This window comes from Saprospiraceae bacterium (assembly GCA_016709995.1).
Taxonomy (GTDB): Bacteria; Bacteroidota; Bacteroidia; order Chitinophagales; family Saprospiraceae; genus JADJLQ01.
The window spans coordinates 340,498-364,189 of record JADJLQ010000001.1; the positions used below are offsets into that span (position 1 = coordinate 340,498).

General features: G+C 41.0%; 19 protein-coding genes and 1 pseudogene. 6 read left to right on the forward strand and 14 right to left on the reverse strand.

Translation table 11 applies throughout. The features are described 5' to 3' along the window. Positions 1-5: 5 nt before the first annotated feature. The 3 genes from IPJ09_01465 to IPJ09_01475 are packed head-to-tail and all read right to left on the reverse strand — an operon-like array spanning position 6 to position 3,709. Positions 6-1,529: a serine hydrolase gene (locus IPJ09_01465; protein MBK7370119.1), complete on the reverse strand. Its 1,524-nt coding sequence runs from the start codon at positions 1,527-1,529 to the stop codon at positions 6-8. A 48-nt stretch (positions 1,530-1,577) separates the two neighbouring features. Further along, the gene (locus IPJ09_01470; protein MBK7370120.1) at positions 1,578-2,846 is read right to left on the reverse strand and encodes an alpha-hydroxy-acid oxidizing protein; all 1,269 of its coding nucleotides are present in this window, start codon (positions 2,844-2,846) and stop codon (positions 1,578-1,580) included. After that, positions 2,846-3,709: a hypothetical protein gene (locus IPJ09_01475; protein ID MBK7370121.1), complete on the reverse strand. Its 864-nt coding sequence runs from the start codon at positions 3,707-3,709 to the stop codon at positions 2,846-2,848. The genes IPJ09_01470 and IPJ09_01475 overlap by 1 nt, the downstream gene beginning before the upstream one ends. Positions 3,710-3,898: 189 nt before the next feature. On the opposite strand from IPJ09_01475, the gene IPJ09_01480 reads away from it, so the two are divergent. Continuing rightward, positions 3,899-4,615: an N-acetylmuramoyl-L-alanine amidase gene (locus tag IPJ09_01480; protein MBK7370122.1), complete on the forward strand. Its 717-nt coding sequence runs from the start codon at positions 3,899-3,901 to the stop codon at positions 4,613-4,615. 8 nt (positions 4,616-4,623) lie between these two features. Here IPJ09_01480 and IPJ09_01485 read toward each other — a convergent pair whose 3' ends face one another. The 4 genes from IPJ09_01485 to IPJ09_01500 form a co-directional block, all read right to left on the reverse strand. After that, a complete protein-coding gene (locus IPJ09_01485; GenBank protein MBK7370123.1) occupies positions 4,624-5,568 on the reverse strand; it encodes a phosphoribosylaminoimidazolesuccinocarboxamide synthase in 945 nt (314 codons plus the stop codon). A gap of 75 nt (positions 5,569-5,643) precedes the next feature. Beyond that, positions 5,644-6,051 (reverse strand): hypothetical protein, encoded by a 408-nt coding sequence (locus tag IPJ09_01490; protein MBK7370124.1) that lies wholly within the window; start codon positions 6,049-6,051, stop codon positions 5,644-5,646. A 35-nt stretch (positions 6,052-6,086) separates the two neighbouring features. Then, a complete protein-coding gene (locus IPJ09_01495) occupies positions 6,087-7,157 on the reverse strand; it encodes a M42 family metallopeptidase (GenBank protein MBK7370125.1) in 1,071 nt (356 codons plus the stop codon). 39 nt (positions 7,158-7,196) lie between these two features. After that, positions 7,197-7,832, reverse strand: coding sequence for an orotate phosphoribosyltransferase (locus tag IPJ09_01500; GenBank protein ID MBK7370126.1), 636 nt, complete (start codon positions 7,830-7,832; stop codon positions 7,197-7,199). 1 nt (position 7,833) lies between these two features. Here IPJ09_01500 and IPJ09_01505 point away from each other — a divergent pair, with 1 nt between their 5' ends. Beyond that, positions 7,834-8,475 carry an NUDIX domain-containing protein gene (locus tag IPJ09_01505; protein MBK7370127.1) on the forward strand — a complete coding sequence of 214 codons (642 nt, stop codon included), beginning with the start codon at positions 7,834-7,836 and terminating at the stop codon, positions 8,473-8,475. Positions 8,476-8,491: 16 nt separating this feature from the next. On the opposite strand, the pseudogene IPJ09_01510 reads toward IPJ09_01505, so the two are convergent. Further along, positions 8,492-9,627: pseudogene (locus tag IPJ09_01510) on the reverse strand (acyl-CoA dehydrogenase family protein). Between the two features lie 176 nt (positions 9,628-9,803). Between IPJ09_01510 and IPJ09_01515 the strand changes: the two are divergent. The 4 genes from IPJ09_01515 to IPJ09_01530 all read left to right on the forward strand — a co-directional run bounded on the left by IPJ09_01515 (position 9,804) and on the right by IPJ09_01530 (position 14,883). Beyond that, the gene (locus IPJ09_01515) at positions 9,804-11,813 is read left to right on the forward strand and encodes a T9SS type A sorting domain-containing protein (GenBank protein ID MBK7370128.1); all 2,010 of its coding nucleotides are present in this window, start codon (positions 9,804-9,806) and stop codon (positions 11,811-11,813) included. Positions 11,814-11,875: 62 nt separating this feature from the next. After that, positions 11,876-12,478 carry a sigma-70 family RNA polymerase sigma factor gene (locus IPJ09_01520; protein MBK7370129.1) on the forward strand — a complete coding sequence of 201 codons (603 nt, stop codon included), beginning with the start codon at positions 11,876-11,878 and terminating at the stop codon, positions 12,476-12,478. Beyond that, positions 12,468-13,787 carry a hypothetical protein gene (locus tag IPJ09_01525; GenBank protein MBK7370130.1) on the forward strand — a complete coding sequence of 440 codons (1,320 nt, stop codon included), beginning with the start codon at positions 12,468-12,470 and terminating at the stop codon, positions 13,785-13,787. The genes IPJ09_01520 and IPJ09_01525 overlap by 11 nt, the downstream gene beginning before the upstream one ends. A 4-nt stretch (positions 13,788-13,791) precedes the next feature. After that, complete coding sequence (locus IPJ09_01530) at positions 13,792-14,883, forward strand: hypothetical protein (GenBank protein MBK7370131.1); 1,092 nt, start codon at positions 13,792-13,794, stop codon at positions 14,881-14,883. A gap of 6 nt (positions 14,884-14,889) precedes the next feature. Here IPJ09_01530 and IPJ09_01535 read toward each other — a convergent pair whose 3' ends face one another. The 6 genes from IPJ09_01535 to IPJ09_01560 all read right to left on the reverse strand — a co-directional run bounded on the left by IPJ09_01535 (position 14,890) and on the right by IPJ09_01560 (position 23,691). Then, entirely contained in the window at positions 14,890-15,699 is an 810-nt protein-coding gene (locus IPJ09_01535; GenBank protein ID MBK7370132.1) for a glycerophosphodiester phosphodiesterase, read from the reverse strand. 794 nt (positions 15,700-16,493) lie between these two features. Continuing rightward, complete coding sequence (locus IPJ09_01540) at positions 16,494-18,650, reverse strand: T9SS type A sorting domain-containing protein (protein MBK7370133.1); 2,157 nt, start codon at positions 18,648-18,650, stop codon at positions 16,494-16,496. 44 nt (positions 18,651-18,694) lie between these two features. Next, a complete protein-coding gene (locus tag IPJ09_01545; GenBank protein MBK7370134.1) occupies positions 18,695-19,078 on the reverse strand; it encodes a hypothetical protein in 384 nt (127 codons plus the stop codon). Beyond that, complete coding sequence (locus IPJ09_01550; GenBank protein MBK7370135.1) at positions 19,078-19,824, reverse strand: hypothetical protein; 747 nt, start codon at positions 19,822-19,824, stop codon at positions 19,078-19,080. Before IPJ09_01550 ends, IPJ09_01545 begins: the two co-directional genes overlap by 1 nt. Before the next feature lie 1,134 nt (positions 19,825-20,958). Beyond that, positions 20,959-22,224: a replication-associated recombination protein A gene (locus tag IPJ09_01555; protein ID MBK7370136.1), complete on the reverse strand. Its 1,266-nt coding sequence runs from the start codon at positions 22,222-22,224 to the stop codon at positions 20,959-20,961. A 105-nt stretch (positions 22,225-22,329) separates the two neighbouring features. Next, positions 22,330-23,691, reverse strand: coding sequence for a peptidylprolyl isomerase (locus IPJ09_01560; GenBank protein MBK7370137.1), 1,362 nt, complete (start codon positions 23,689-23,691; stop codon positions 22,330-22,332). Between the last annotated feature and the right edge of the window lies 1 nt (position 23,692).

The window sequence follows — 23,692 nt, forward strand, 5'->3', positions numbered from 1 at the left end:
TCATTCTACTGCACATTCTTTGCCGGTACCGCTTCTAGGATTAATTTATAAGCATTATTTAAAGATTTGGTACCTGCCTCGGCACCTTTATAATGGCCCATCCGGACTATAACGAGGTCATGGGATGGAATGATAGTAACAGATTGACCACCTGCACCCAGCATCATGTAGGAATCTTTAGGTATGGGCCGACTTTCATCACCATTGATCCAAAAGAAACCTCCATAAATAGGTCGCCCGTCTTGCACCCATGGCTCCGCCAAAGTGCTTACGAATTTTATAAAAGCCTCATCCAGGATGTTTTCACCATTCCAATTCCCTTTTTGTAAATAGAGGTTGCCCAGTCTCGCCCAATCCCTGGCCGAAGCAAGCTCGTATCCTTGTGTTAAAAAGTTTCCGTAGGGGTCAGCTTCCATGACCATAGTTCTAATTCCGAGTTTATCAAATAAAGCGCGCTGGGGAAAACTATGGTAGTCCTCTCCTTTTTTTTCTACAGCAAGCCTGATTAAATAATTTGCCAATACCGGATCAGAATTTCTATATCTGCCGACTTTATTTGGAGGCCATTGTTGAGGTCTCGTCGCTGCCCATTCAAAAGAATTGATGGCTCCGGTGTATACATATAAATGATCGGGATATCCAAGACTTGCATCAAAATCAGGATCCTGAGGAGCTCTGAACCGCAGTCCACTCGACATATGCAGGATATCTTCAATTTTAATTTTTGCTCTATCATCTCCCGGGCTTTGCCATTCCGGGATGGGAGCGGCTTGATCTAAGGCATAATATCCCTGATGAATTAATATTCCTAATAAGGTCGCCGTAAGACTTTTCCCCATGGACCAACTTTCCAGCGGTGTATTTTTATTAATTGATTCACCATATCTTTCTGCGATCAATTTTCCTTTATGGGTGACCACGAATGCTGCAGTCATTCCGGCTCCTTCAAAGGCAGCATCCAATGCTTGATTGATTTTGAGTTGATTGATACCTGGCGAAATAGATTCAGTTATTTTTTCTCCCATGGGCCAATCTATGTTTTCCCCATCCGGAATTAAGGGCAAGATTTTTTGAGGTTTATAAAACACCATATTGCTTCCAACTGGTAGACTTACACATCCCTGACAATGATCACCAAGATACTTTGCCATTCTGCGTTCGCCATTGGGCAAAGTAATCGTTACGGTTTTTAATACGGTATCAATGATAGGTGTTCCCATAAGTGATCGGCTTTCAAACGGTGATACAAATCCTCCCACATTATAAGCCGCAAATAGAGGATCTAGTTTTGACACAAAGACAGCTGAGCACATGATTTTCGCATAACCAGAAGCGTAATAAGCCATGGTGTCAAAACTTGGAGCTGTGTAATTCGTAGCCAACTCCATTGAATCAGCCCTCTTGAGCATTTTAGCCCTAGATTCCAATACTGGAGGTGAGCTTTTTTGAGGAGATGCTTTTTTACAAGCAGACTCATATGTAAAGCAAGCAATTACCAGAGCGAGGAGCCAATATTTTTCAATTTGCATATTAGTCTTTTTATTATTTCAAAGGAATATTAAGGGTCTCCAAGGCCACTAAACCTTACCGAACCTGTGTTGAAATAATCCTGGGCCTAAGTCGGTTGCTTTATTGACGCCAGACAAGGCCATATTTAATTCGAGTTCTGCTGCCAGGTTTTTTATCAATGTTTCAACGCCTTGCCTTCCCTTCAAAGCAAGTGCGTAGGTGTATGGTCTCCCTATGCCTACCATCGAAGCTCCACAAGCCAGGGCTTTCATGATATGAGCGCCACTTCTTACACCACTATCGAATAGTATGGGGATAGTGTCACCTACAGCATTTTTGATATTTATCAATGCTTCCAATGAGCTTATAGCGCCATCGACTTGCCTTCCGCCATGGTTAGAGACATAGAGGGCATCCATACCGGATGAATGGGCCTTGAGGGCATCGTCAGGGTGTTGGATCCCTTTGAGTATGAGTGGGAGTGATGTATATGATCTTATCTGGTTGAGGACATCCCAATTTAGATCTGGTCGAGAATATAACTGAGTGAAGGTACGAACTGACTTGAGTGCCCGGCCCTTTAAATTGGCTTTGAAATCACCGGGTATTTTGCGTGCCAGTTTCAACATATGGTCTATGACTTGAATATTAATTTTGGTAGCAGTTTTTTCGTCCTGGTATTCATCTACCAGCCGGTTGAAGATCGGATCGCTGGTATACTGAGCTATTCCTTTGCCTTGCAGAAAAGGTAGGTAGCCTAGGTTCAGATCTCGGTTTCTCCAACCCAGCAAGGTGGTATCAAGTGTGATTACTATGCCAAGTGCACCGGCTTGCTCTGCTCTTTGTACAAAACTTTTGACCAAAGCATCAGATTTACTCACATACAGTTGAAAGTACCAGGGGGTGCTCCGCAGTTCTTTAACTATGGCCTCCATTGGATGGGAGGCCTGGCTGGAGATCATCATCGGGACACCTGTAGTTGCACAAGCCCTGGCGACATCCAGATCAGCTTGAGGATGAGCCAGTTCTAACACCCCGATTGGGCACAAAAAAAAGGGCACGGTATAGGCTTGATTTAAGAAGGTGATGTTGAGATCCCGTTGTGTGACGCTTTGGAGCACCCTCGGGGTGATCATGAATTGTTCCCAGGCAGATTGATTGGCCTGGCTAGTGGATTCCAATCCGGCACCTCCGGCCAAATAGGCATAAGCCTTGGTAGAAAGTATTTTTTTTGCTGCTGCTTCTAAGGAATAATAATCGGTTGGAATGATTGGTTTATTGCCAGCGACTCCATTTAAGTAGATATCTTTTTGCCTATCGAGAGCGCTGTAATCCATCAGTCTTTAGTAGGAACATCTTCTACTATATCCACATCTTCTATATGATCATCCACATCAGGCCCGCCATTAGACAATAGGTCATTGAGTTGCCTTTGATCTTTGGGATCGAGCGGTTTTTCCTCTGGTGCAGGAGGAGTTACTACTTTTTTAGCTTCTACTTGTACTGGTTTAGGACTGGACCTTCGGTCTGCATCGTCGAGGAATTTTTTGGCTTTATCAAAAAAGTCTTCGTGTTTACTCATCAAAGGTTCTGTGAGGTTTTTGTTCTCGGTGATGGGAGTTTCGGCAAAATCACCTTTAGGTTCTTTAGCTTCAATGGCTTTTTCTTTTTCGATAAATTCATCGATCTTTTGATTGAGGGCTTTCGATTGCTCTTCGGCGACAGTTTTGGCTTTTTCAAACAGATCTGATCCTTTCGCACGGGCTTTTTCTACCACATTTTCAGAGTAGGATTCAGCTTTTTTCCAAAAATCATCAGAAGCCTCGACTACCTTGCCGCCAATTTCTTTGGCTTGATCTTTGGCTTTAGACAGAGAGTCAGCTACTTTATCACCGACTTCTTCCATTTTTTTCTTGATGGGCTCTACATAATCTGCAGCGGTATGCTGGATTTCGCTTTTTGTTTTGGGAGGCTCAGCGCTAAAAGGATCAGCTTTTTTTTCCCAAAGGTCATCCACTTTATCCAGTACAAATGCGCCGGTCTTGCCGATTTTATCACCGGCATCTTTCATCATCTCTACAGTTTTGTCCATAAGCTCTTCGCCCTTTTCTTTGGTATAGTCTATGGCTTGTCCGGCCTGGTGTTTGGTCACTCCTTTTACACCAAAAAGTAGTTTCTTTAGCGGATCTAATATTCCCATGGTAGATAGATTTTATGGTTTCAAAACTACGAAAAAATAATTTTGATAAGATGAAAACTATTCTGTGCTGTAATCGAACCAAATCTCATTTGTGGAGCACCCTCCAGGTCGAAGACTAGAGAATAATCTAAATGAAGTACTTTTGAACGAGTAAAAAGCGTTAAAATATTGAACCAAAATTATGACATCATGAACCAGATTCGCTTATTTTTTAAAATCTCCCTGTCCCTGATTATTATATGGAGTATAGCAAGCTGTACTCAAAAAAATACAAGGGCTGCTGCAATAAAAAATCTAAAAATCATCGATAAACCCATCGTGTGGGATACGTTGAGAAAAAGATTGTCGCTTGAATATATACATGAAAGACATGGGCTGACCAATGTGAGAGCTCCATTCATCACCCCCTCTATGATTGTTGTACACTGGACTGCTATACCGACGCTGAATGCCAGTTTTAACACCTTTAAACCGGCAGTACTCGAGGGACGGGAGGATCTGCAAAATGCAAGCAAACTCAATGTAGGGATCCAGTTTTTGGTGGACAGAAATGGCACCATCTACCGATTGCTCCCTGAAACCGCTTTTGCCAGGCATGTGATAGGTCTCAATCATTGCGCCATAGGCATAGAAAATGTAGGAGACGGAGATCAAAACAAACTCACGGAGGCGCAATTTACTGCAAATGTAAAATTGATCCAGTACTTGCACTATAAATATCCTATCCGGTATGTCATAGGCCATATGGACTATACGAAGTTTAGAAATCATCCACTCTGGAAAGAAACCGATCCAAATTATTTGACAGAGAAATCCGATCCGGGTGATGATTGGATGAATCGATTGTATAAAGCTTTTCCGCAGGCGGGCGTGTACGGAGTGTCCAGGTTTCCGAAAGTGGAGTGATCTAGCCGCTACTGGATACTTTTCAAATATTCAGACACCGCCTCTTCCATATCCTTCAGCGGATGATCAGACTCCTGGGGAATAAATGTCCTGCCTGTGACTTTCTCATACAGTTCGATATATCGATTGGAGATATCCTCAACAAATGTATCCGGCATCGCGGGCATCAGCTGGCCTTCTTTCCCCTGAAAGCCATGCTCCATCAACCATTCTCGGACAAATTCTTTGGATAATTGTTTTTGATGTTGGCCCAATGCCTGGCGTTGTTCGTAGCCATCCAGATAATAGTACCTGGAGCTGTCAGGAGTATGTACTTCGTCAATCAATAAGATCTGATCACCATACCGGCCAAACTCGTATTTGGTATCAACCAGGATCAGGCCTTGCTGCCTGGCCATCTCCGAACCTCGGGCAAATAAAGCAAGAGCATATCCGGCCATGATATCCCATTCTGCGGCAGAGCAAAGCTCCAACCGGATAGCATCCTCTTTGGAGATGTCTTCGTCATGCCCTACCTCTGCTTTTGTACTTGGAGTGATGATGGGAGCAGGGAAAGGGTCAGATTCGCGCAACCCTTCGGCCATAGGGACACCACAAAGCCATCTTGCTCCACTTTTGTATTCTCGCCAGGCATGACCAGCCAAATATCCTCTCACGACAAACTCGAGTTTCACCGGCGAGCATTTTTTGCCTATGGATACATTAGGGTGGGGTACTGCTTCCAACCAGTTGGGTACGATATCCTGCGTAGCCTGTAGAAAATAAGCAGCTACCTGATTGAGCACCTGTCCTTTGTAAGGGATCAGACTGGGTAGAATATGATCAAAAGCTGAGATACGGTCGCTGGCAATAGATACCAGATGCTCGCCGACGGTATAGACTTCCCTTACTTTGCCTCTGTATACTTTTTGTTCAGGTGCAAAATGAAAATCAGTATGGCCTATAGCAGTCATTGAAAATAAATTAATTATTCTTTGGAAAAACTGAGCTAAATCGAATAAAAAGGAGGCCGAAAATCAATTGCGCTATCAGATATTTTTAATAAGATTCCTGTCAAACAAAATGTCTTTGAGCTCTTTGATCACCGCATATTCGTGAGGAAGTACTTTTTTGAAAGCTTCTTTGGCCGCTACATAGGTGCCATGCTCCAGCTCCTGGATTTTGCCTTCTACCATCTTAAGATCATGTTTGATCAAACCTCTTATGGAAGGCATATCATGCCAATCCGCTTCTATCGCCAGGTTTTTGATCTGATCTACCTGATTGGCTTCCAACTCAATAAGCTTACCGTCTCGATTAAAAAATCGCTTGGTAGTTGAAGAACCCTGGCCAGATGGGATCTTCCATTGATCATCTTCTTTGACTAAAAAAATCTCAAGACCTTTATCATGAAAACGATAAAAGACCAGTCTTAAATCTATCAGTACCTCATGCATAAGAAGTAAAAATAGTACATTTTGGTACAAAACAATTAAAAATACTTCCAGTTATGATTGACCTCTATTTTCTGGAGACTTTCCAATATTAGCTGGATTACGTTTTCCACATCCTTTTTATGAGACATCTCTACCGTAGTATGCATATACCTTAAGGGAATAGAGATCAGTACCGAAGGCACCCCATGTGAGGAATAAGCAAAGGCATCAGTGTCTGTACCGGTTGACCTGGAAGATGCTTGCCGTTGAAAAGGGATGGATTTTTCAGTGGCAACATCAGTGACCAATCGCAATAATTTGTGATGCACTGCCGGAGCATGTGTCACAGCGGGCCCGTCACCACACTTGATATCACCATCTTTTTTCTTATTCATATGTGGGGTACTGGTATCGTGAGTCACATCGATGATGATGGCGGCATTGGGTTGGATGCGATGGGCGATCATCTCTGCACCCCGGAGACCGATTTCTTCCTGGACCGCATTGACGATGTATAAGGAATAGGGCAGCTTGATATTATTGGCTTTGATCCGTTTAGCCACTTCGGCGATACAATAGCCTCCTAATCTATTGTCGAGTGCCCGTCCGACATAGTAGTTTTCGTTAAGGATAAAAAAGTCATCTTCATAGGTCATGACACAACCCACATGGACACCCATTTTACCTACTTCTTCCTTGTCTTTGGCTCCCAGGTCCACAAAAAGATTTTCAATGGTAGACTTAGGATCCTCACTGGTATTGGAGCGAGTATGAATGGCGGGCCAGCCAAAGATCCCTCTTACGATACCCGTATCTGTATGGATATTGACCCGTTTGCCCGGGGCGATCTGATGATCCGAGCCTCCATTGCGTATGACATGAATCAACCCATTGTCCGTGATATAATTGACAAACCAGGAGATCTCATCAGCATGCGCTTCGATCACCACCTTGTATTCCTGCCCCGGATTGATAATGGCATAGGCAGTGCCATAATCGTCGATATCCCAGGAGTCCACGTAGGGCTTGATATAATCCAACCATATTTGTTGGCCTTTGGCTTCGTAGCCTGTGGGAGAAGGATTATCGATATATTTTTTTAAAAATTGTTCTGATGTGATTGACATAGTTTATACTAGATTAATTATTAAGATTGAAAGTGTGAATTATTGCACGTGAGCTGCAGACCATGCTGCAGGGTCATGATTCCAGGTTTTTAAAATTTGGTATTCCTCATCGGTGATCATCCTGGATTCGATGGCATACTTGATCAAAGTAGCATAATCAGTCAGGGTATAATATTTGCAATCAGCTGCTTTAAAAGCCTGAACGCAGGTGTCAAAACCGTAAGAAAAGATAGCCATTACTCCGGCGACCTCAAGTCCGGTGGCTCTGAGTGCTTCTACTGCTTTAAGGCTGCTGCCACCGGTTGAAAGCAGATCCTCAATGACCAGGACTCGCTGTCCAGTTTCGTATTGACCTTCTATCTGATTGCCTAAGCCGTGCTTTTTAGCCTCAGATCGAACATAAATCAGTGGCAGCTCCAATTGATCAGCGATTAAAGCCGCATGAGGGATACCTGCCGTCGCTACCCCGGCTATGACATCAAATGGGGAGAACCTACGGGCATTTTCTACAAAAGCTTCGATGACCCTCGTCCTGATGACTGGATACGATAAAACTGTCCGATTATCACAATAAATGGGAGACTTCAGGCCTGACGACCAGGTGAATGGTTTTTGTGGACTTAGTTTTATTGCTTTTATTTGCAACAATTCGCGAGCGATTATTTCGGAGGTCATCATGAATATTGAAGCACAAAAATATAAAATATGGGTTAATAAGGCTTGGATCGTTTGGATGAAACCTGACGAGTTTAAATCTTTTAAGTTTTCGAAGGTGTCGGTCTACATCCTGCTCCAGGATCCTGGCTCTGATATGATCAAATCTTACCTTGATCAGCTTTTGGCAGGCACCTTACATCACCAGGTAGTCATTGTGACTAAAAAGATAAAGCAGTCCTGGGATACTTTGTTGCAACGCTATCCTTTGATCCTGGCAGCAGGAGGTATGGTCAGGAGGAAGAAGGACCACAAGCACCTTTTTATATACAGGAGAGGCTGGTGGGACCTTCCCAAGGGCAAATTGGACGATGGTGAAAATTTCAGGCGAGCTGCAGTACGCGAAGTCAGGGAAGAGGTTGGGTTGGATACCATTATTTTAAAAAGGATGCAAGATACCTACCATGCTTATATAGAAAAGGACAAGAAGGTAATTAAAAGAACAGCCTGGTACCTGATGGAATGTGCTGAAGATAAAGTCGAGCTTCAAGCTGAAGAAGATATCACTCAGAAAAAATGGGTTGGAGAAAGCGGATTACCGTCGATGAGTAAAAAGATATACCCCAATTTAATTAACATTATCCTTGAGGCCGGGAAAAATTAAGGGTGAAATCGGTATTTTAAAGATTCCTGGAGATGACGATTTTTTGAATTTCGCTGGTACCTTCTCCGATAGTACAAAGTTTAGAATCTCTAAAAAACTTCTCCACAGGAAAATCTTTGGTGTATCCATATCCCCCAAAAATCTGGACCGCATCAGTAGCTATTTGCACACAAATCTCGGAGGCATAATATTTGGCCATGGCGGCTTCTTTGGTCATTTTCTTCCCTTTATATTTTAAAAAAGCGGCTTTTCGGGTGAGGAGCTCCGCTGTCTGGATTTTGGTCTGCATGTCGGCCAGTTTAAAGCTGATAGCCTGAAAACTGGCTATGGGCTGACCAAACTGATGTCTTTGTTTGGAATACTCGACAGCTGCCTCATAAGCGCCTTTAGCGATACCCAGGCTGAGGGCCGCGATAGATATACGACCACCATCCAATACCTTAAGGGCTTGTCTAAAGCCCTGGCCTACTTGCCCAATGATCTGAGAATGGTGCACTTTACATTGGTCAAAAACCATTTCCGCCGTTTCGGAGGCTCGCATGCCGAGTTTGTTTTCTTTTTTGCCGGCGTTAAAACCCGGTGTACCTCTTTCAACAATAAAAGCAGTCATACCATTATTGTCCAATAAAGCACCGGTACGAGCAATTACCACGGCTACATCGCCTGATTTGCCGTGAGTAATCCAATTTTTAGTCCCATTGATATAATAATAATCGCCTTCTTGATGCGCGACACATTGCATTCTGCCGGCATCTGAGCCTGTATTGGCTTCTGTGAGTCCCCAGGCACCTATCCATTCGCCTGTAGCCAGCAAAGGCAGATATTTTGATTTCTGGGCCTCATCGCCAAAAGCAAGAATATGACCTGTGCAAAGCGAATTATGAGCTGCTACAGAAAGTCCAATGCTAGGGTCCACTTTCGCTATTTCATCTATGATGGTGATATAATCCTGGTAACTCAAGCCGGCTCCATGATATTTCTGAGGGACCAGGACCCCAGAAATCCGTGTTTGCCCAACTCTTTCATCAGCGATTTAGGAAACTCTTGTGATTCATCCCACTCCATGACATAGGGTTTGATATGAAGCGCTGCAAAGTCTCGTGCACTTTGTTGAATTATATCGAGGTGTTCTATTTGGTGGTCTATGAGCATAATTAAAGTACAATTATACTGATTTTTTTCGTTGACATATAAGCTCAGAGAGGTTGCATGTCATTGATCTTTGATTTTAAACCTAAACGGTTTTCTCAATTTTTTAACAAAATATTTTTATTGATACACTAACTTTAGAGAATACAGCCACGTATGGTTAGTCAAAAGCAATAATTATGAATCTAAAATCTTTGTTTCTTCTTCTTCTTGGATTTGTCTCACTTCAAGGTCAAGCTACTGAGTACAATGTCACCGTCTATGGTATATTGGTGGATGGTAGTGGAAAAGGTATTGGTGATAAGATCATCCATATCACCTCTCCAGACAATGCACCATTTAAAGTAGCTGAGCAAACTAAAACCTACCCCGGAGGAGAATTCAAATGGCAAGTGAATATCCCCGATAGTATAAATCAAGGTGTCCTCCTGATCTCATTTGAAAACTGTGAAGGAAAAAAAATTGTCAAGGAATCTCGCTTTTCAAAAGAAAACCCGTTGATACAAGTCAAACTTATATACTGCGACAAAAAACCTGACACGCCTTGTACTTCTGCTATCGTCGTACGAAAAGTAAACGAAGAACTTGCTATCGCCCATGTCATCACTAAGGGAACACCCCCATTTAAACATCTCTGGAGCACAGGGCAAGATGGTGACTCTATTAAATTCAATCCGCTCAAGGATTTGCGAATTTGTGTAGGGAGTATTGATGCGAATGGTTGTATTTCAGCAGCTTGCCTGGAAAATGCTCCACCAAAACCTTGTGGTACAGTCATCCTGGTAAAAAGGATTAATGACACAGCGGCTCTGGCCATCGTCCAGTCACGTGGTGTCGCACCATTTGAAACTACCTGGTCTACCGGGGAGAAAGGGGATACCTTGCGATTTAATCCAACTGCAAAAGTCAAAATATGCGTGCGTGTGGTCGATGCAACCGGCTGTGTATCCGAAGCATGTGTCCCGGGAGTTCCTGCAGCATGCCAGGCATATATAGAACGGGATGGCAATGTATTGTACGCTTTTTTGAAAGGGGATGATGCCAAATCCTATAGGTGGAATACCGGAGCTGATGGCCCCAAGTTGGAGATCAAAGAGCCTGGAGAATATTGTGTAAATATTTTAGGGCTTAATGGTTGCGAATCCAAGGCTTGTTTCATTGTAAAAGATCTTAATCCATCAGTCTGCAAGGCTGCCATCGTGACAGAAAGAATAGTGCGTGACAGTCCTTCCGTTGTAGTGGGGATGAGATTGACAATAAAAGCAGATTTTGATTTAAAATTCATTAAGTGGAACACTGGTGATACATCTAAATCGATAGAAGTTCGAAAATCAGGAGAATATTGCGCTATAGTAAGTGACGGAATTAATTGCAAAGCCAACATTTGTCAGAAAGTAGAGTTGCCTGTTTCGACTGTCTGTGGATTGACGATCCTGCAGGATAGAACCCCGAATACCGGTGATCTAAATTTCGCAAAAATTAAATTAACAGCCAAACCAACCTTTATCCCTACGTTGTATTCCTGGAGCACCGGTCAAACCACTCCTTCAATCATCGTAGAAAAATCCGGTGAATATTGTGTGACTGTCAGCGATGGACTCAATTGCAAACTCAGGGAATGTGTCAAAATCGAATTGAATAACCTGCCATTGGCTTGCGGAGTATCAATTATAGTCAAACCCATGAGCGCCAAAGAAGTCAAGCTCGTACCCCGTGTGACCGGACAGGCACCGATGAAATATAAATGGTCCACCGGCTCCAATGATGCGACCATCTCTGTAACCCAAACTGGCAAATATTGTATCAGCGTCGTCGATGGTGCCGGATGTCAATCGACTGATTGCGTAGAAATAGAAATCGAGTCAGGGGCAGGACTGACCTCACCTGGAGGAGATAAAAATAAAGTGGATACCAATGGTCGACTTCAAACCGAAAAAATATCCTTAAGTGTATATCCCAATCCTTCACCGGATAAAGTAATCTACGAGGTCATCACCGATACAAATCATAATGGTACAATCTCTATAATGAATCTATATGGCAAAATGGTCTATAAAGAAAATATTGGTATCCAGGCAGGGGCAGGCCGGGGAGATTTGGACTTGTCTTTTTTACCCCCGGGAGTGTATCAGATCGTATTCGAGCAACAAGGTGTCATGAAAACAAAAAAACTAGTCATAGGAAGATAAAAGGCTCATCGTTCGTTAGAAGGCCTGAGTACTTTGGTACCCGGGCCTTTAGGATTTAATATATGGACATAGAAAAAGTCATATTGGATGGATGTAAAGAACATGATCGCAGATCACAGTTCAAGTTATATGAATGTTGCTATCCCTATCTTATGAGTATTTCATTGCGGTACCGTCAGGATGAAAATGAGGCAGCTTCGGCAGTCAATATAGCTTTCCTTAAAATATTAAATAATATCCATTTGTTTGATCCGGGCCTCCCTTTCAAAGGATGGATCAGACAGATCATGATCCGAACCTTGATAGACGAGTACCGCAAGCAAAAAAAACTGAACGAACAATATCAATCCGGCAATTATGAAAAAGATATCGCTTTGAATGGCATCCATGTCGATTATAATGAAGCCGAATCCAATCTAAATGTGGAAGAGCTATTAGGGTATATCCATCGATTAAATCCATTGACCTCTACTGTATTTAATCTTTTTGTACTAGATGGATATAGTCACAAGGATATCGGTGAATTAATCAATATCACTGAAAGTGCCTCCAAATGGCATTTGTTTACAGCCAGGAAACAACTTCAAGACCTTGTGTCTGTCTCAATAGATCGCAAAAAGCCAACATTAATACCAACATTAAAAATCAGTACTTATGAAAAATGAACCTTGGATAGACAAAGTCTATAAGGAGCATCTACTTCAACCAGTAAGTTCTCTCAATATGGATCATTGGCTGCAGGCTGAATCCATGATCACAGCTCAGGAAAAAAAGGATCAAAGACGGCGATGGTTGTGGATCCTGTTCTTCGGCACTATCGTAGGTGGGATGATAGCCTATGGACTATTAGCTCTGTCATCAAAATCTGCCCCACTTCCTGTCGCACCTCCCACCCAGCTGATTGAAAACAATGAACCCATGGCACAAAAAGATATGGAGCCAATACGGGAATCAGGTAGTGTTGCTCTCACAATCCCACCATCTTTGGAGGCAATTGAACTCAGGAAAGGCCAACCTGATCACTTTGTGTCTTCAACTCAAAAGTCATCCGGTCAGACGAAGTCGGCTTTAGGAAAAAATAGTAAATCAGTAGTGCTTATTAATCCAGATGATTATTCTAAAGCCACTAGGGAGCCTTCCCCTACTAACGATCTTTCAAAAAAGGATCCTCTCCTGGTTGGCCAGTTTTTGAACACAGTCAATGATGAAATTATAGTCAATCAAGTGCATCGCCAGGCGGTCGCTGAGGTTCAAGAATTGGATGTAAAGTTCAAAATGTTATCCTATGACAGAGGGGTTCATGGTAGTAGTCTGACCCAGGGACCGATTAAAGTAACCAGGGATACATGGAAAGAGTCAGGGATACGCATGTCAATGGCATCGCAGGCAGTAAATGGTGTCAGTCGTGCCGGGATCGGACAGTTGGGCATCGATTGGTATCGGTTAAAAGGTATTTCTAAAAAAATATTTTATGGCGTGGGCCTTGGATACAGCTCTTCTTTTAATAACAATCACTATGCGCAGGTGATTACCGCATATCAGTTTCAAAGTTTTGGAGGTACATCTGAAAATTATGGAATCAAACCCCAATGGTTACAATTGCTACACGGACAAATTAATCTCGGCATTCAAAATGACCGCCATCGGTTAGTCGCAGGATTAAAACCACAATATTTAATAGGTGCCAGAGGCAAGGTGGATCAAATCCAATTCACTGACAATCCACCTGTAAAAGATCTCGCAAGCGCTAAAGTATCCAGTCTCAATACAGGTTGGTTACAAAATGACTTTTTGAATACTTTCAGCCTAACTACCGTCATAGCTTATGATTATAAAATAATGAGGCAGATCGGTATAGGACTCCAGGCAGAGCATACCGTACGTTCTGCATACAAACCATTGGAAAATAATATCCACCAGCCGGGTCTGGCCTCCTGGAATATCGGATTTAGATTTTCCTATATTTTAAATTAAGTGTATGAAAAAATATTTATTCATTGTATCGATACTGCTTTGCACTACCTGCACCAAAATAGAGCTGCCTATGATCGTCGGGGAGCAACCTATATTTGAAGTAAAAGGCACCCTCGGTGGGAGAGCAATAAAGCTGGCTGCAGGTGTGGATGATCAGATATTATATACAGATTTTAATCATGATCGACTACAGATACTCACCCTGATAGGCCAACTCAGAAATAAGAATTGCCAGTCGGATTGTCCCAATTCACTCTTGATGAGGCTCCGGCAAAATGCACGTACCAACAGTGCGATTTCTTTGGTTGGTCGGAAATCATTTTTCCAGGTTCAGAATGACAGTATAATGGTCAAAACAAATAACCAATCTACTCAGCCAGCTACTACAGGTGGAAATCTGAAATATAATTGGACACTGAATGACAAAGCTTATTCTAACAGTGAGTCCATAGCATTTGCACTGAACCCCTTCAAACTTTCGACCGTATGCCTTGAGGTCACCAACCAGGAGGGTAGTGTATCCAACCAATGTCAGACGATAGATTTGAATCTTATTGATACATTTCCCGGGCTTAAAGTGTCCTTATTGCCTGTACAAGGGACGGATAAAACCTGGTCACTCAAAGCAATAGTATCTGGTAAAGGCCCTTTTAAATATAATTGGGACAATAAAGTAGCCGATCAGTCTTCTATAGACCTGGAACCTAAAAATGATGCAAAGCATTGCCTGAAAGTCACTGATCCGTCAGGCAACGTTGCAACTGCCTGCGTCGAGTGGTCCCCTGCAGGCAGATTGAAATGCAGAGCGGAGTTCGATATTGGTATTGAAACAGCCAGGTTACAATCCTGGACTCAGTATAATAGTGCCGAATTTATATACATCGACGAAAGAGGAGTGGTTTGGAGCTCAGCCAGTGCAGAACAAAGATCTGCCTCCGTGTTTGAGATCACAGAAGACAAGCCGTTTGAACCGAATGACAAAAAACAAAATACAAGGAAATTAAAATTCAACCTCGCGGCAATACTCTATAATAAAAATAAAGAGTCGCAGCCTATCAAATTAGAAGGATATATGGCGGTGGCTGTTCCTCAATAAGTATGATCACTGATGGATCATCGACATCAGTAGTTCCGGCTCATTGGTGGTGATATAGTTAAAGCCGGCATCTTTAAAATATTGAAGGTCTTCCCGGTTATTTACAGTCCATACATTGAGTATCAATTGAAGCTTTTTGGCCTGGAGTATCCAGTCAGGATGTAGTCTGAATTTAGTATGATTGTAGTCTAATCCTGAAATATGAAGTGCCTTGATTTGATCAGGAGCAAGATCTCCATTGAGGTATTGAGTGATTACATTTTTGTCTAAAGCGACCAGGGCCACAAGCATGTCCAGGTCAAAGCTGATAAAAGATACTTTGTGTTCCATATGGAGTTTTTTGACCAGTTCGTAAGTTTTTTTGACTATATATTCAGCCCTGGCTTTTCCTTTTGCGGTAGGTTTGAGCTCGATGACTAATTGGGTGCCGGCATTGGCAGACCTTCCGGCTTCCAGATATTGTCGGAGAGTAGGTAAGGACTCCCCGTTAGACAGTGGATATTGCACCAGATCCTGGTAGGTATGATCCTCAATGACTAAACTGTGATGTTGAGGATCGTGGTTGATGACGAGGCTGTCATCGGCAGTCATGTGTACATCAAACTCTGAACCAGTACAGTTCAATTTAATAGCCTGGCGAAGAGAGGCGATAGAGTTTTCCGGCAATTGAAGATTTTTCCATGCACCGCGGTGTGCCACTACGATGTTTTTGTGTTGGTTGAATATTGTAGGCTTTTGTTTCATTTTATTGTGACAGGCACAAATAAACAGGATGGTGATGATAAACACGAAAAGATATTGGTTATACTGTTTCATAATCTTCGATCGCTAGTTTAAAGATATATGTCTTTCAATCAATTTTGTAGATGCCTTTGAATTTTATGTCCTGATAGGTCAAACTAAAGTCACTAATACTATCCCCATCTTGTGGGAGTCATTGTGGTGGGAAATGATGAGCGTAGCAATATACTACTAAAAGTGCTGTTGCCAGAAGAGGTAATATAATAACTTTACGGTCGACCGGAAGATAAATATAAATCGTTGCTTAACCGTAATTATGCATTTGAATGCAATGATTACCTCCTTCGGATCCTGAGGATTAATGTCGGGATGCTGACAAAATCGTCAGTCAGCATGATGAAATTATTTTCCTATTGGGAAAATAAATTTATCAATGTTGAACTCCCTATTATCCTATCGGCATCCTTACCGCAAGCGTCAGTGACCCGACTTGAGAAAAATGCCCGCCGGACTCTTTAATTAATAATAAAAAGTCGGGCAGGCATCTAAAAAGTGTTTCTATTGCATTGCGTTTGAACTGCCTGCCCGACTTTCTGTTTGTCAGGCGGGCATTTTTCCAAGGGTCGGCTCCTACGAGTGACTGATGATTCTATCAGTATCACGATATTTATCGTCGTGATCTGATACGACAATAGGAATCATCAGACCCTTTGGGCAATCTATGCCAAATGCTTGGATTAGGGCTAAATTAAATATGATTATTATACAAAAATTTTCAGAAATCTTTAAATCGATGAATAACAAAAAAGAGGAATCTTGCTACTATCCACCTGATAAAATCATTCTTCCTTAATATTTATTCAGTTGTTTTAATTAATAACCATTTTCTTGATTCCAATCCCTTGTTTGGTCCGGATTTGAATAAAATAAATCCCTGGTGGATGGGCGGTGTGGATGCTGATTGATTTCTCGCCTTTTGCATAAGTAAAATCCGACATTAATCTTCCTATATTATCAAAGATGGCTACTCCTCTGATATCTGTTTTTAAACCATTCAATTGAAGCGTAAAATTACCCTGGTTAGGATTTGGACTTATGGCGATCGCATTGCTTACACTATGATCGATGTCATGAATACCCAATACGACAGGTAGTTCGGATAATGCATTGGAATAAACTGCATTATTATCTGTGCTTACAAATACCCGGGTGGTAACAAATGTGATTGCATGGACATTGGTATAACTAGGTAAGTTGAATTGATTACCACCAGCTATCCATGTTTTACCATTATCTGCCGTTGCCAATAATCCTCCTTTATAACTTGCAAAAATATAGTTAGCATAATAACCCATTTCCTGAATTCTATTTCCATCCAATCCCATCAAGGTAGTATGTGAAATGGAGACTGGTGCGGTTTGTTGCCAATTGATCGGCGAAACATCTGAAACAAATACCCCTGATCCATCTGTGCCTGCAAATATTTTGGTAGCACTAGCCACTAAAGAAGTGACATTCAAATTAGCTAATCCAGGATTAGTCGAAGCCCAATTGCTTTCTTGGTTTGTGGTCACAAAAACACCTTGCCCAAATGTGCCTAAATAAATAGCATTACCATAAAATGCCATAGAGGTAATTGTGGTCCTGGATGGTAGACCGGATTGCAGACTAGACCATCCTGAGCCTGCATTCACAAATAAACTGTCACTGGAGGTCAGTGCATATAAAGTAGTACTTGTAGTTGAGGCAAACAGTTTTTTAATATTGAGGCTTGGAAGACCTGTATTGTAGGGAGTCCATGTCCTGCCTGTATCTGCACTCGAAAAGACACCTTCTTTTTTAGTCCCGGCAAATAAAGTAGTTCCTACAAATTTTAAATAAGTCACATTTAAACTATCCGTCAATCCAACATTGGCTCTCTGATAGCTGGACGCCAGGTCCCGGCTTGCATAAACACCGTTATCAGTTGCAACTACGACCACCGTAATGCCGCTAGTTTCCATAGCATAGGTTTCACGATTATTAAAATTTGTATTCATTTCTTTCCACGATATCATATTATCGGCTGATTTAAATACACCATCTTTAAGAGTACCAGCTACAAGGTTGGATCTAAATGGTATGATTACGGTTGATTGATTAGTTGGTAATCCTGAATTGACACTTTCCCATCTAATCAAACTTGCAATCGTATTAAACACGCCATTATCTGTAGCTATATACCATGAATTTCCATTATTTGAAATGGATCTTACATTTAGTATCGAAGGCAGACCCGAGTTTGATAATATATAGACAGGATTATTCGTCGTACTTACAGCGGATGAAATATAAATGCCATTTTTATTTATCACTGCAAGTTCGTCAGTGCTGGCGTTGTATGATAAGGATTGGGTACTATCAATCCCCGCTGTATTCAGGTCATTGAAAGAGCTCCAATTAATTCCCTGGTCAGTTGAAACAAAAACCCCTCCCTTAAGTGTGGACAATAGAATTCTATTTCCAGCTTTGATCAAAGAGGTCACCGTTTGATTATTCAAATCCGCATGATTGATTGGAATCCAGTTACTACCTTTATTGATTGTTTTAAAAAGTCCTCCTCCATCGGTGCCTGCGAGTAATGTAATGGAATCCAGGGCAATAAGGGACTTTATCTTCAAATTGCTCAAACCTGAATTGATTTTATTCCAATAACGATCTGTCCCAACAAACCCATTGAATATATATATACCGCTGTCAAGTGTGGCGGCAAACAAATACGAACCGGAATGAGCCAAAGCCGATATTTTACCGCTTTTTAAACCCACCGGAATGGGAGTCCAGGCTACCAAACTTGAATTTGTACTTCGGTAAACACCTCCATTAAATGTACCGATATAAACTAATGAATCATATGCTAACCCACAACTGACGGAACCACCATATGGACCCTTTGATCCAAAATGTGCAAATGCCGAAAAGCCAGTTAGTGTAAAAAATACTATTAAAGCTATATGAGGAATAAATTTGATTTTGTTTGATTTCATAATTTAACTAGTTGAGAGTAATATAAAATTTAAAATAATTCGTTTCAGTTATCCTTAGCCTTTTGAGTTATCCACTCGAGGACTAATTCTACAGTGCATACATCCAATCTGCCATCCGGTGGCATTGGATCTGATCTGGAGTTCATTGAAGCATACAGTACACTGGACTTGGCATTAATTGTGTCTAAATAGCCTTTACCCACTCTGGATAATTGTGCATATGCAACGGAGGGCTCCAACTTAAGATTACCCGCGGGAGAGGAGCCAGAATGACATTCAATTGCAGTACAATGTTGGGCAAATATGGGAAGAATGTCCCGTTGAAATCCAACCTCAACCGGCGTATTATTACAGACAGGATCTTCACTTTTATATAAACAGGAAGACCCATAAAAAACTATGCCAATCAGAGTGATGATCAATCTCACTATTCGTAAATAAACATTGAATGAATATTATTTACAATTTTAGAGGCAAGAGCTGAACTATTTGAAGAAGGTGTAGTAATAGAGAGGTTATCAACCTGCCTTAAATCGACACCGTTAAACAATTTGTTATAATCGATAATAATATGTCCAAAAAGAATTTGACCTTCTTCTGCCACTAGCTCTTTTTCAGGCATTGTAATTTGAATATAATTTTTATTCGTACCGATTTTATAGGCAAACGGCACAGGTGGTTTATTCAGCGTAGCAGATGTATCAATCTTTCCCTGCACATTCATATAGATATATCCATCCGGTTGAGCTGAATTACTAAACCACATTTCAGGCCTGTTTAAGATGGAGGAATCTGATGAAGTCGACGGTATAAGCTTATCGGTCAGTCCATCAAGACCAACTTTAAATCGAAGTGATTTATATCTTTTGACAGGGACCTGACCTATTTCATAAGTAGCTTTTTCAAGTACTTTTATGATTTTTTTCCCGGAGAATGAAAACACTGATCCATCCAGTCCGACCAATTGTACATCCGTGATATATAATTGAGCCATGTTTAGTGAAATCGTTCGTCCCTCTAGCGTATGATAATTAATATTATAAAGGTCTACTTCTTCATTATCAATATAGGTATGCAAATGAAACATAAATGTCCCTGTCTTAGTCTCCTCAGTAGCATCTTTTGAACATGACCATATACTGGTTATAAGTGAGATGATAATTAAGTATTTCATAAAGAGGATTTTTATAAATATTAGAATAAATTCAATGATAAAATATTAACCTGAAAAATTGTTAATATTGAACAAGAACAGAATATGGCAAACTATTAGTAATTTATTATCTGTATGTACCCATTTTCCAGATATTAAACTAAACTTTGTAGTTGAACATTAACTGTAAATAATACTTTATATCGAGTATGTGAGAATTAAGCCAGATAATTTATACCATCAGGCGTTGTATTTATATGCGAATACTTCAAAGTAAAAGCATCTAACTAAATTTATTTAACGGTCCCGATTGAGGTGGCCTGAAAATACTTTTTTCAAATGAAGTTTTGTATAAATTTTGGTGGCCATCTATCAAGTTTTGATTCATTTCAGCCACAAGATTTATTACTTGGTGAGGATTCAATATTTGCAGACAGTAAGATATTTCATTTTGAATTTTCAGGACTTGAGGCATTTTTTTTTGTTGATTCTCTTCATTAGCTCTGATCTTAAGCATTAAAATGCATTTTCCATCGCAATGCAATTGGGGTTTATTCTTATTAATACACAGAACTTTGGCGATGTAATCCTGATTCATCTTGAACGATAGAATGATCCAGGTCTTGGTAAAATATTGCACCAGGATAATTATAACGAACAACAATGAAACTGTAATCCTCACTTATGTTTTTTAATAGTTAACGTTAAAAAACTATGTCTAAGGTAATCGAAAATTATAAATTAAGAACTCATTAACAAATTGCGTTTTATTATATGGCAGATTAAAAATGAGTGGTATAATATTCCAATAATCTGGACAAAGTTTATATAATATTCGTCATGATTTTTTTAGATTGGTATAGGGTATTTAGTTTTGAGAGTGAATTAAATTTTTGACCTTTATTGAGTAAATAGCATAGCTATAACTTATCTTAGATACCTAATAGATTGAAGGATAATTGTAATATATAATTAGTTATATATCAATATAGTATATATTTAATTGCTCTCTACATCCCCTAAGAGGAACATGAATGGTAATTCTCATAATCTTTTTAATTTTTTATGGCTGCACGAGTTTGGAGAAAGCAGCTTGGGAAGCAAGTAATTAACAAAATCTTCAAATTTCCATTTTAAACCAATTAGCTGTTGAGACTATAAATATTTGTCTTTCCACCATTGTATCAATCTCTCTTTGATTTTTTGTTCTGATGCGTTTTCCTGTGGAATATAGAAAGGGGTACCCGCGATCGCCTCCGGAAAGTATTCCTGAGGTACGAAATGATCATCATAGCCATGTGCATATTTATAATCTTTGCCATAATCCAGGGATTTCATCAACTTGGTAGGAGCATTGCGCAGGTGCAGTGGTACCGGCTGAGAAGATTCATTTTTAACCGCATCCAAAGCCGCATCGATAGCCAGGTAGGCTGAATTGCTTTTGGCAGAGGTAGCCAGATAGATGGCCGTCTCAGACAGGATGATTCTGGCTTCAGGCATACCGATCATGTGTATCGCTTGAAAACAGGCTGTAGCGATGAGCAATGCATTTGGATTGGCTAGGCCGATATCTTCTGAGGCGGATACAATCAATCTGCGGGCTATAAATTCAATATCTTCACCACCATGCAACATCCTTGCCAGCCAATATACTGCTGCATGTGGATCACTGCCACGGATCGATTTGATCATAGCTGAGATTATATCATAGTGTTGGTCTCCTCCCTTGTCGTACCGGCCTATGTTTTGTTGCACAGCAGCTGACACGCTCTCATTGGTGACATTAATGATTTCTTCTCCGGACAAGTAGAGGATCTCCAGGATATTATATAACTTCCTACCATCCCCTCCTGATAATAGTACGAGGCTATCGGTTTCGGTGAAGACCCATTTTCGGTCTTTGAGAAGTTCATCCTGGGTGGTTGCTTTGAGTGCCATCCTTACCAGGTCTTCGTCGTCCAGAGCCTTGAACACAAAGACCTGGCATCTGGACAATAGGGCCGAGATCACTTCGAATGAGGGGTTTTCTGTAGTAGCTCCAATCAGTGAAAAAGTGCCTTTTTCTACTGCATGCAGTAGTGAATCCTGCTGGGATTTCGAAAATCGATGTATTTCATCAATAAACAAGATTGGATTGGCCTGGTCAAAAAAATGTTGTCTTTGTGCTTTGTCTATCACTTCGCGGACATCCTTGACTCCGGACTCTATCGCACTCAATTGGAAGAAAGATCGTTTTTGAAGAGCGGCAATCAATCTACCTAAAGTGGTTTTGCCGGATCCGGGCGGTCCCCATAAAATCATAGAGGGTGTATTACCAGATTCTATCAGCTTTCTAAGGACTGCCCCCTGGGCCATCAGATGTGCTTGTCCTGCAAAATCATCCAGGTTTTGTGGTCGCATTCGTTCTGCCAGAGGTATCATGCAGCTAAAATATAAAGAATACCAGACCTGGACTGTGACCTAGAGGAAAACGAAAATAGGATTACGACTCTCAGCTCTTCAATTATGATTATAAAAATCTAACCCTTATTTATCTTTTTTTATCCACTGTGAAACATTAGGGCAGGATAAAAACAGAGGATCAACTCTTACGTAAGTATCCTGGATATGGCTCTCGAGCCAGGTGGTGAGCACTTCGTTCTTTTTGCCTTCTTTGGCTAATGCCTGGAATTTTGAATAGTCCTGTTTTAAATTAGCTTGATGAGGATCGGTCCTGGTATTGAGATATAAGATTTTATAATATTTTTCACCAGTAGGAGTGATTAATTCTACTGGATTGGATATACCTTTCACCTTGACCGTATCGAGGGTAAAATAAACTTCGGGCTCCAGGTCTTTAATTTCAAAGAAGGTATCGCCTGTCTTGGGATTGGTGATTCTTCCGTCATTGTTATAACTCTGCTCTTTTTTATCTCCAAATTGTTTTACTGCCTGGGATAAAGTGATGGAATCTTTCTCAATCATGTTTTTGACTCTGATCAATTTGTTTTTGGCCAAGTCAAGGTCTTGTTGTTCGATCTCAGGTTTGATCAGTATATGCCTTGCATGAATGGTATTTCCTCGCAATTCGAGTAGCTGAATGATATGAAAGCCAAATTCAGTCTCAAGGATTGGAGAAATCTGTGATGGCTCGAGATTGTATGCTGCAGCCTCAAATTCTGGTACGAAGGTGCCTCGTTTGGCCCAACCAAGATCTCCGCCATTTCTAGCAGAACCCGGGTCATCAGAGAACGTAGAAGCCAAATCAGTGAATTGCTCACCTGCTTGCAGTCTTACTAGTATCTTTTCCATTTTAGCCCTGGATCGGGCTTTGGATGAATCATTTGCCACAGGTTTTACCACGATCTCAGATACTTCTACCTCACTGCTCAGGTAAGGCAAACTATCACTTGGGATTTTATTGTAAAATTCTTTGACTTCTGTAGGCGTTATGAGGATATCTTCCATTAGTTTAGTACGCATTTTTTCAGCGATGAGTTGATTTTCCAGGTCAGTACGAAATTCTTCTCTTACTTCGTTGATAGATTTACCGTAGTAGGCTTCAAACTGGGTGACATCATTGCCCATAGATTCAAGAATGCGTTCTATCCTGGCTTCTAATTGACTGTTTACTTCTTCATCTGTGACAACTACACTATCCACAAAGGCCTGGTGAACCAATAATTTTGAAACCATCATATTCTCAAGCATAAAACACTTTTCTTCGGGTCTCACAGGTCCCTGGCGAGATTCTATAAGTTTGATCTGTTCAGCCAGGTCCGAGAGTAAGATTACTTCATTACCCACTTCACAGATCACTTTATCTATGATTTGTCTTTGGCTGACAGCATTTGTCCAGGCAAATAAAAGGATGATGCCCGATAGAAGGAAAGACTTGAGTGCGGCCATA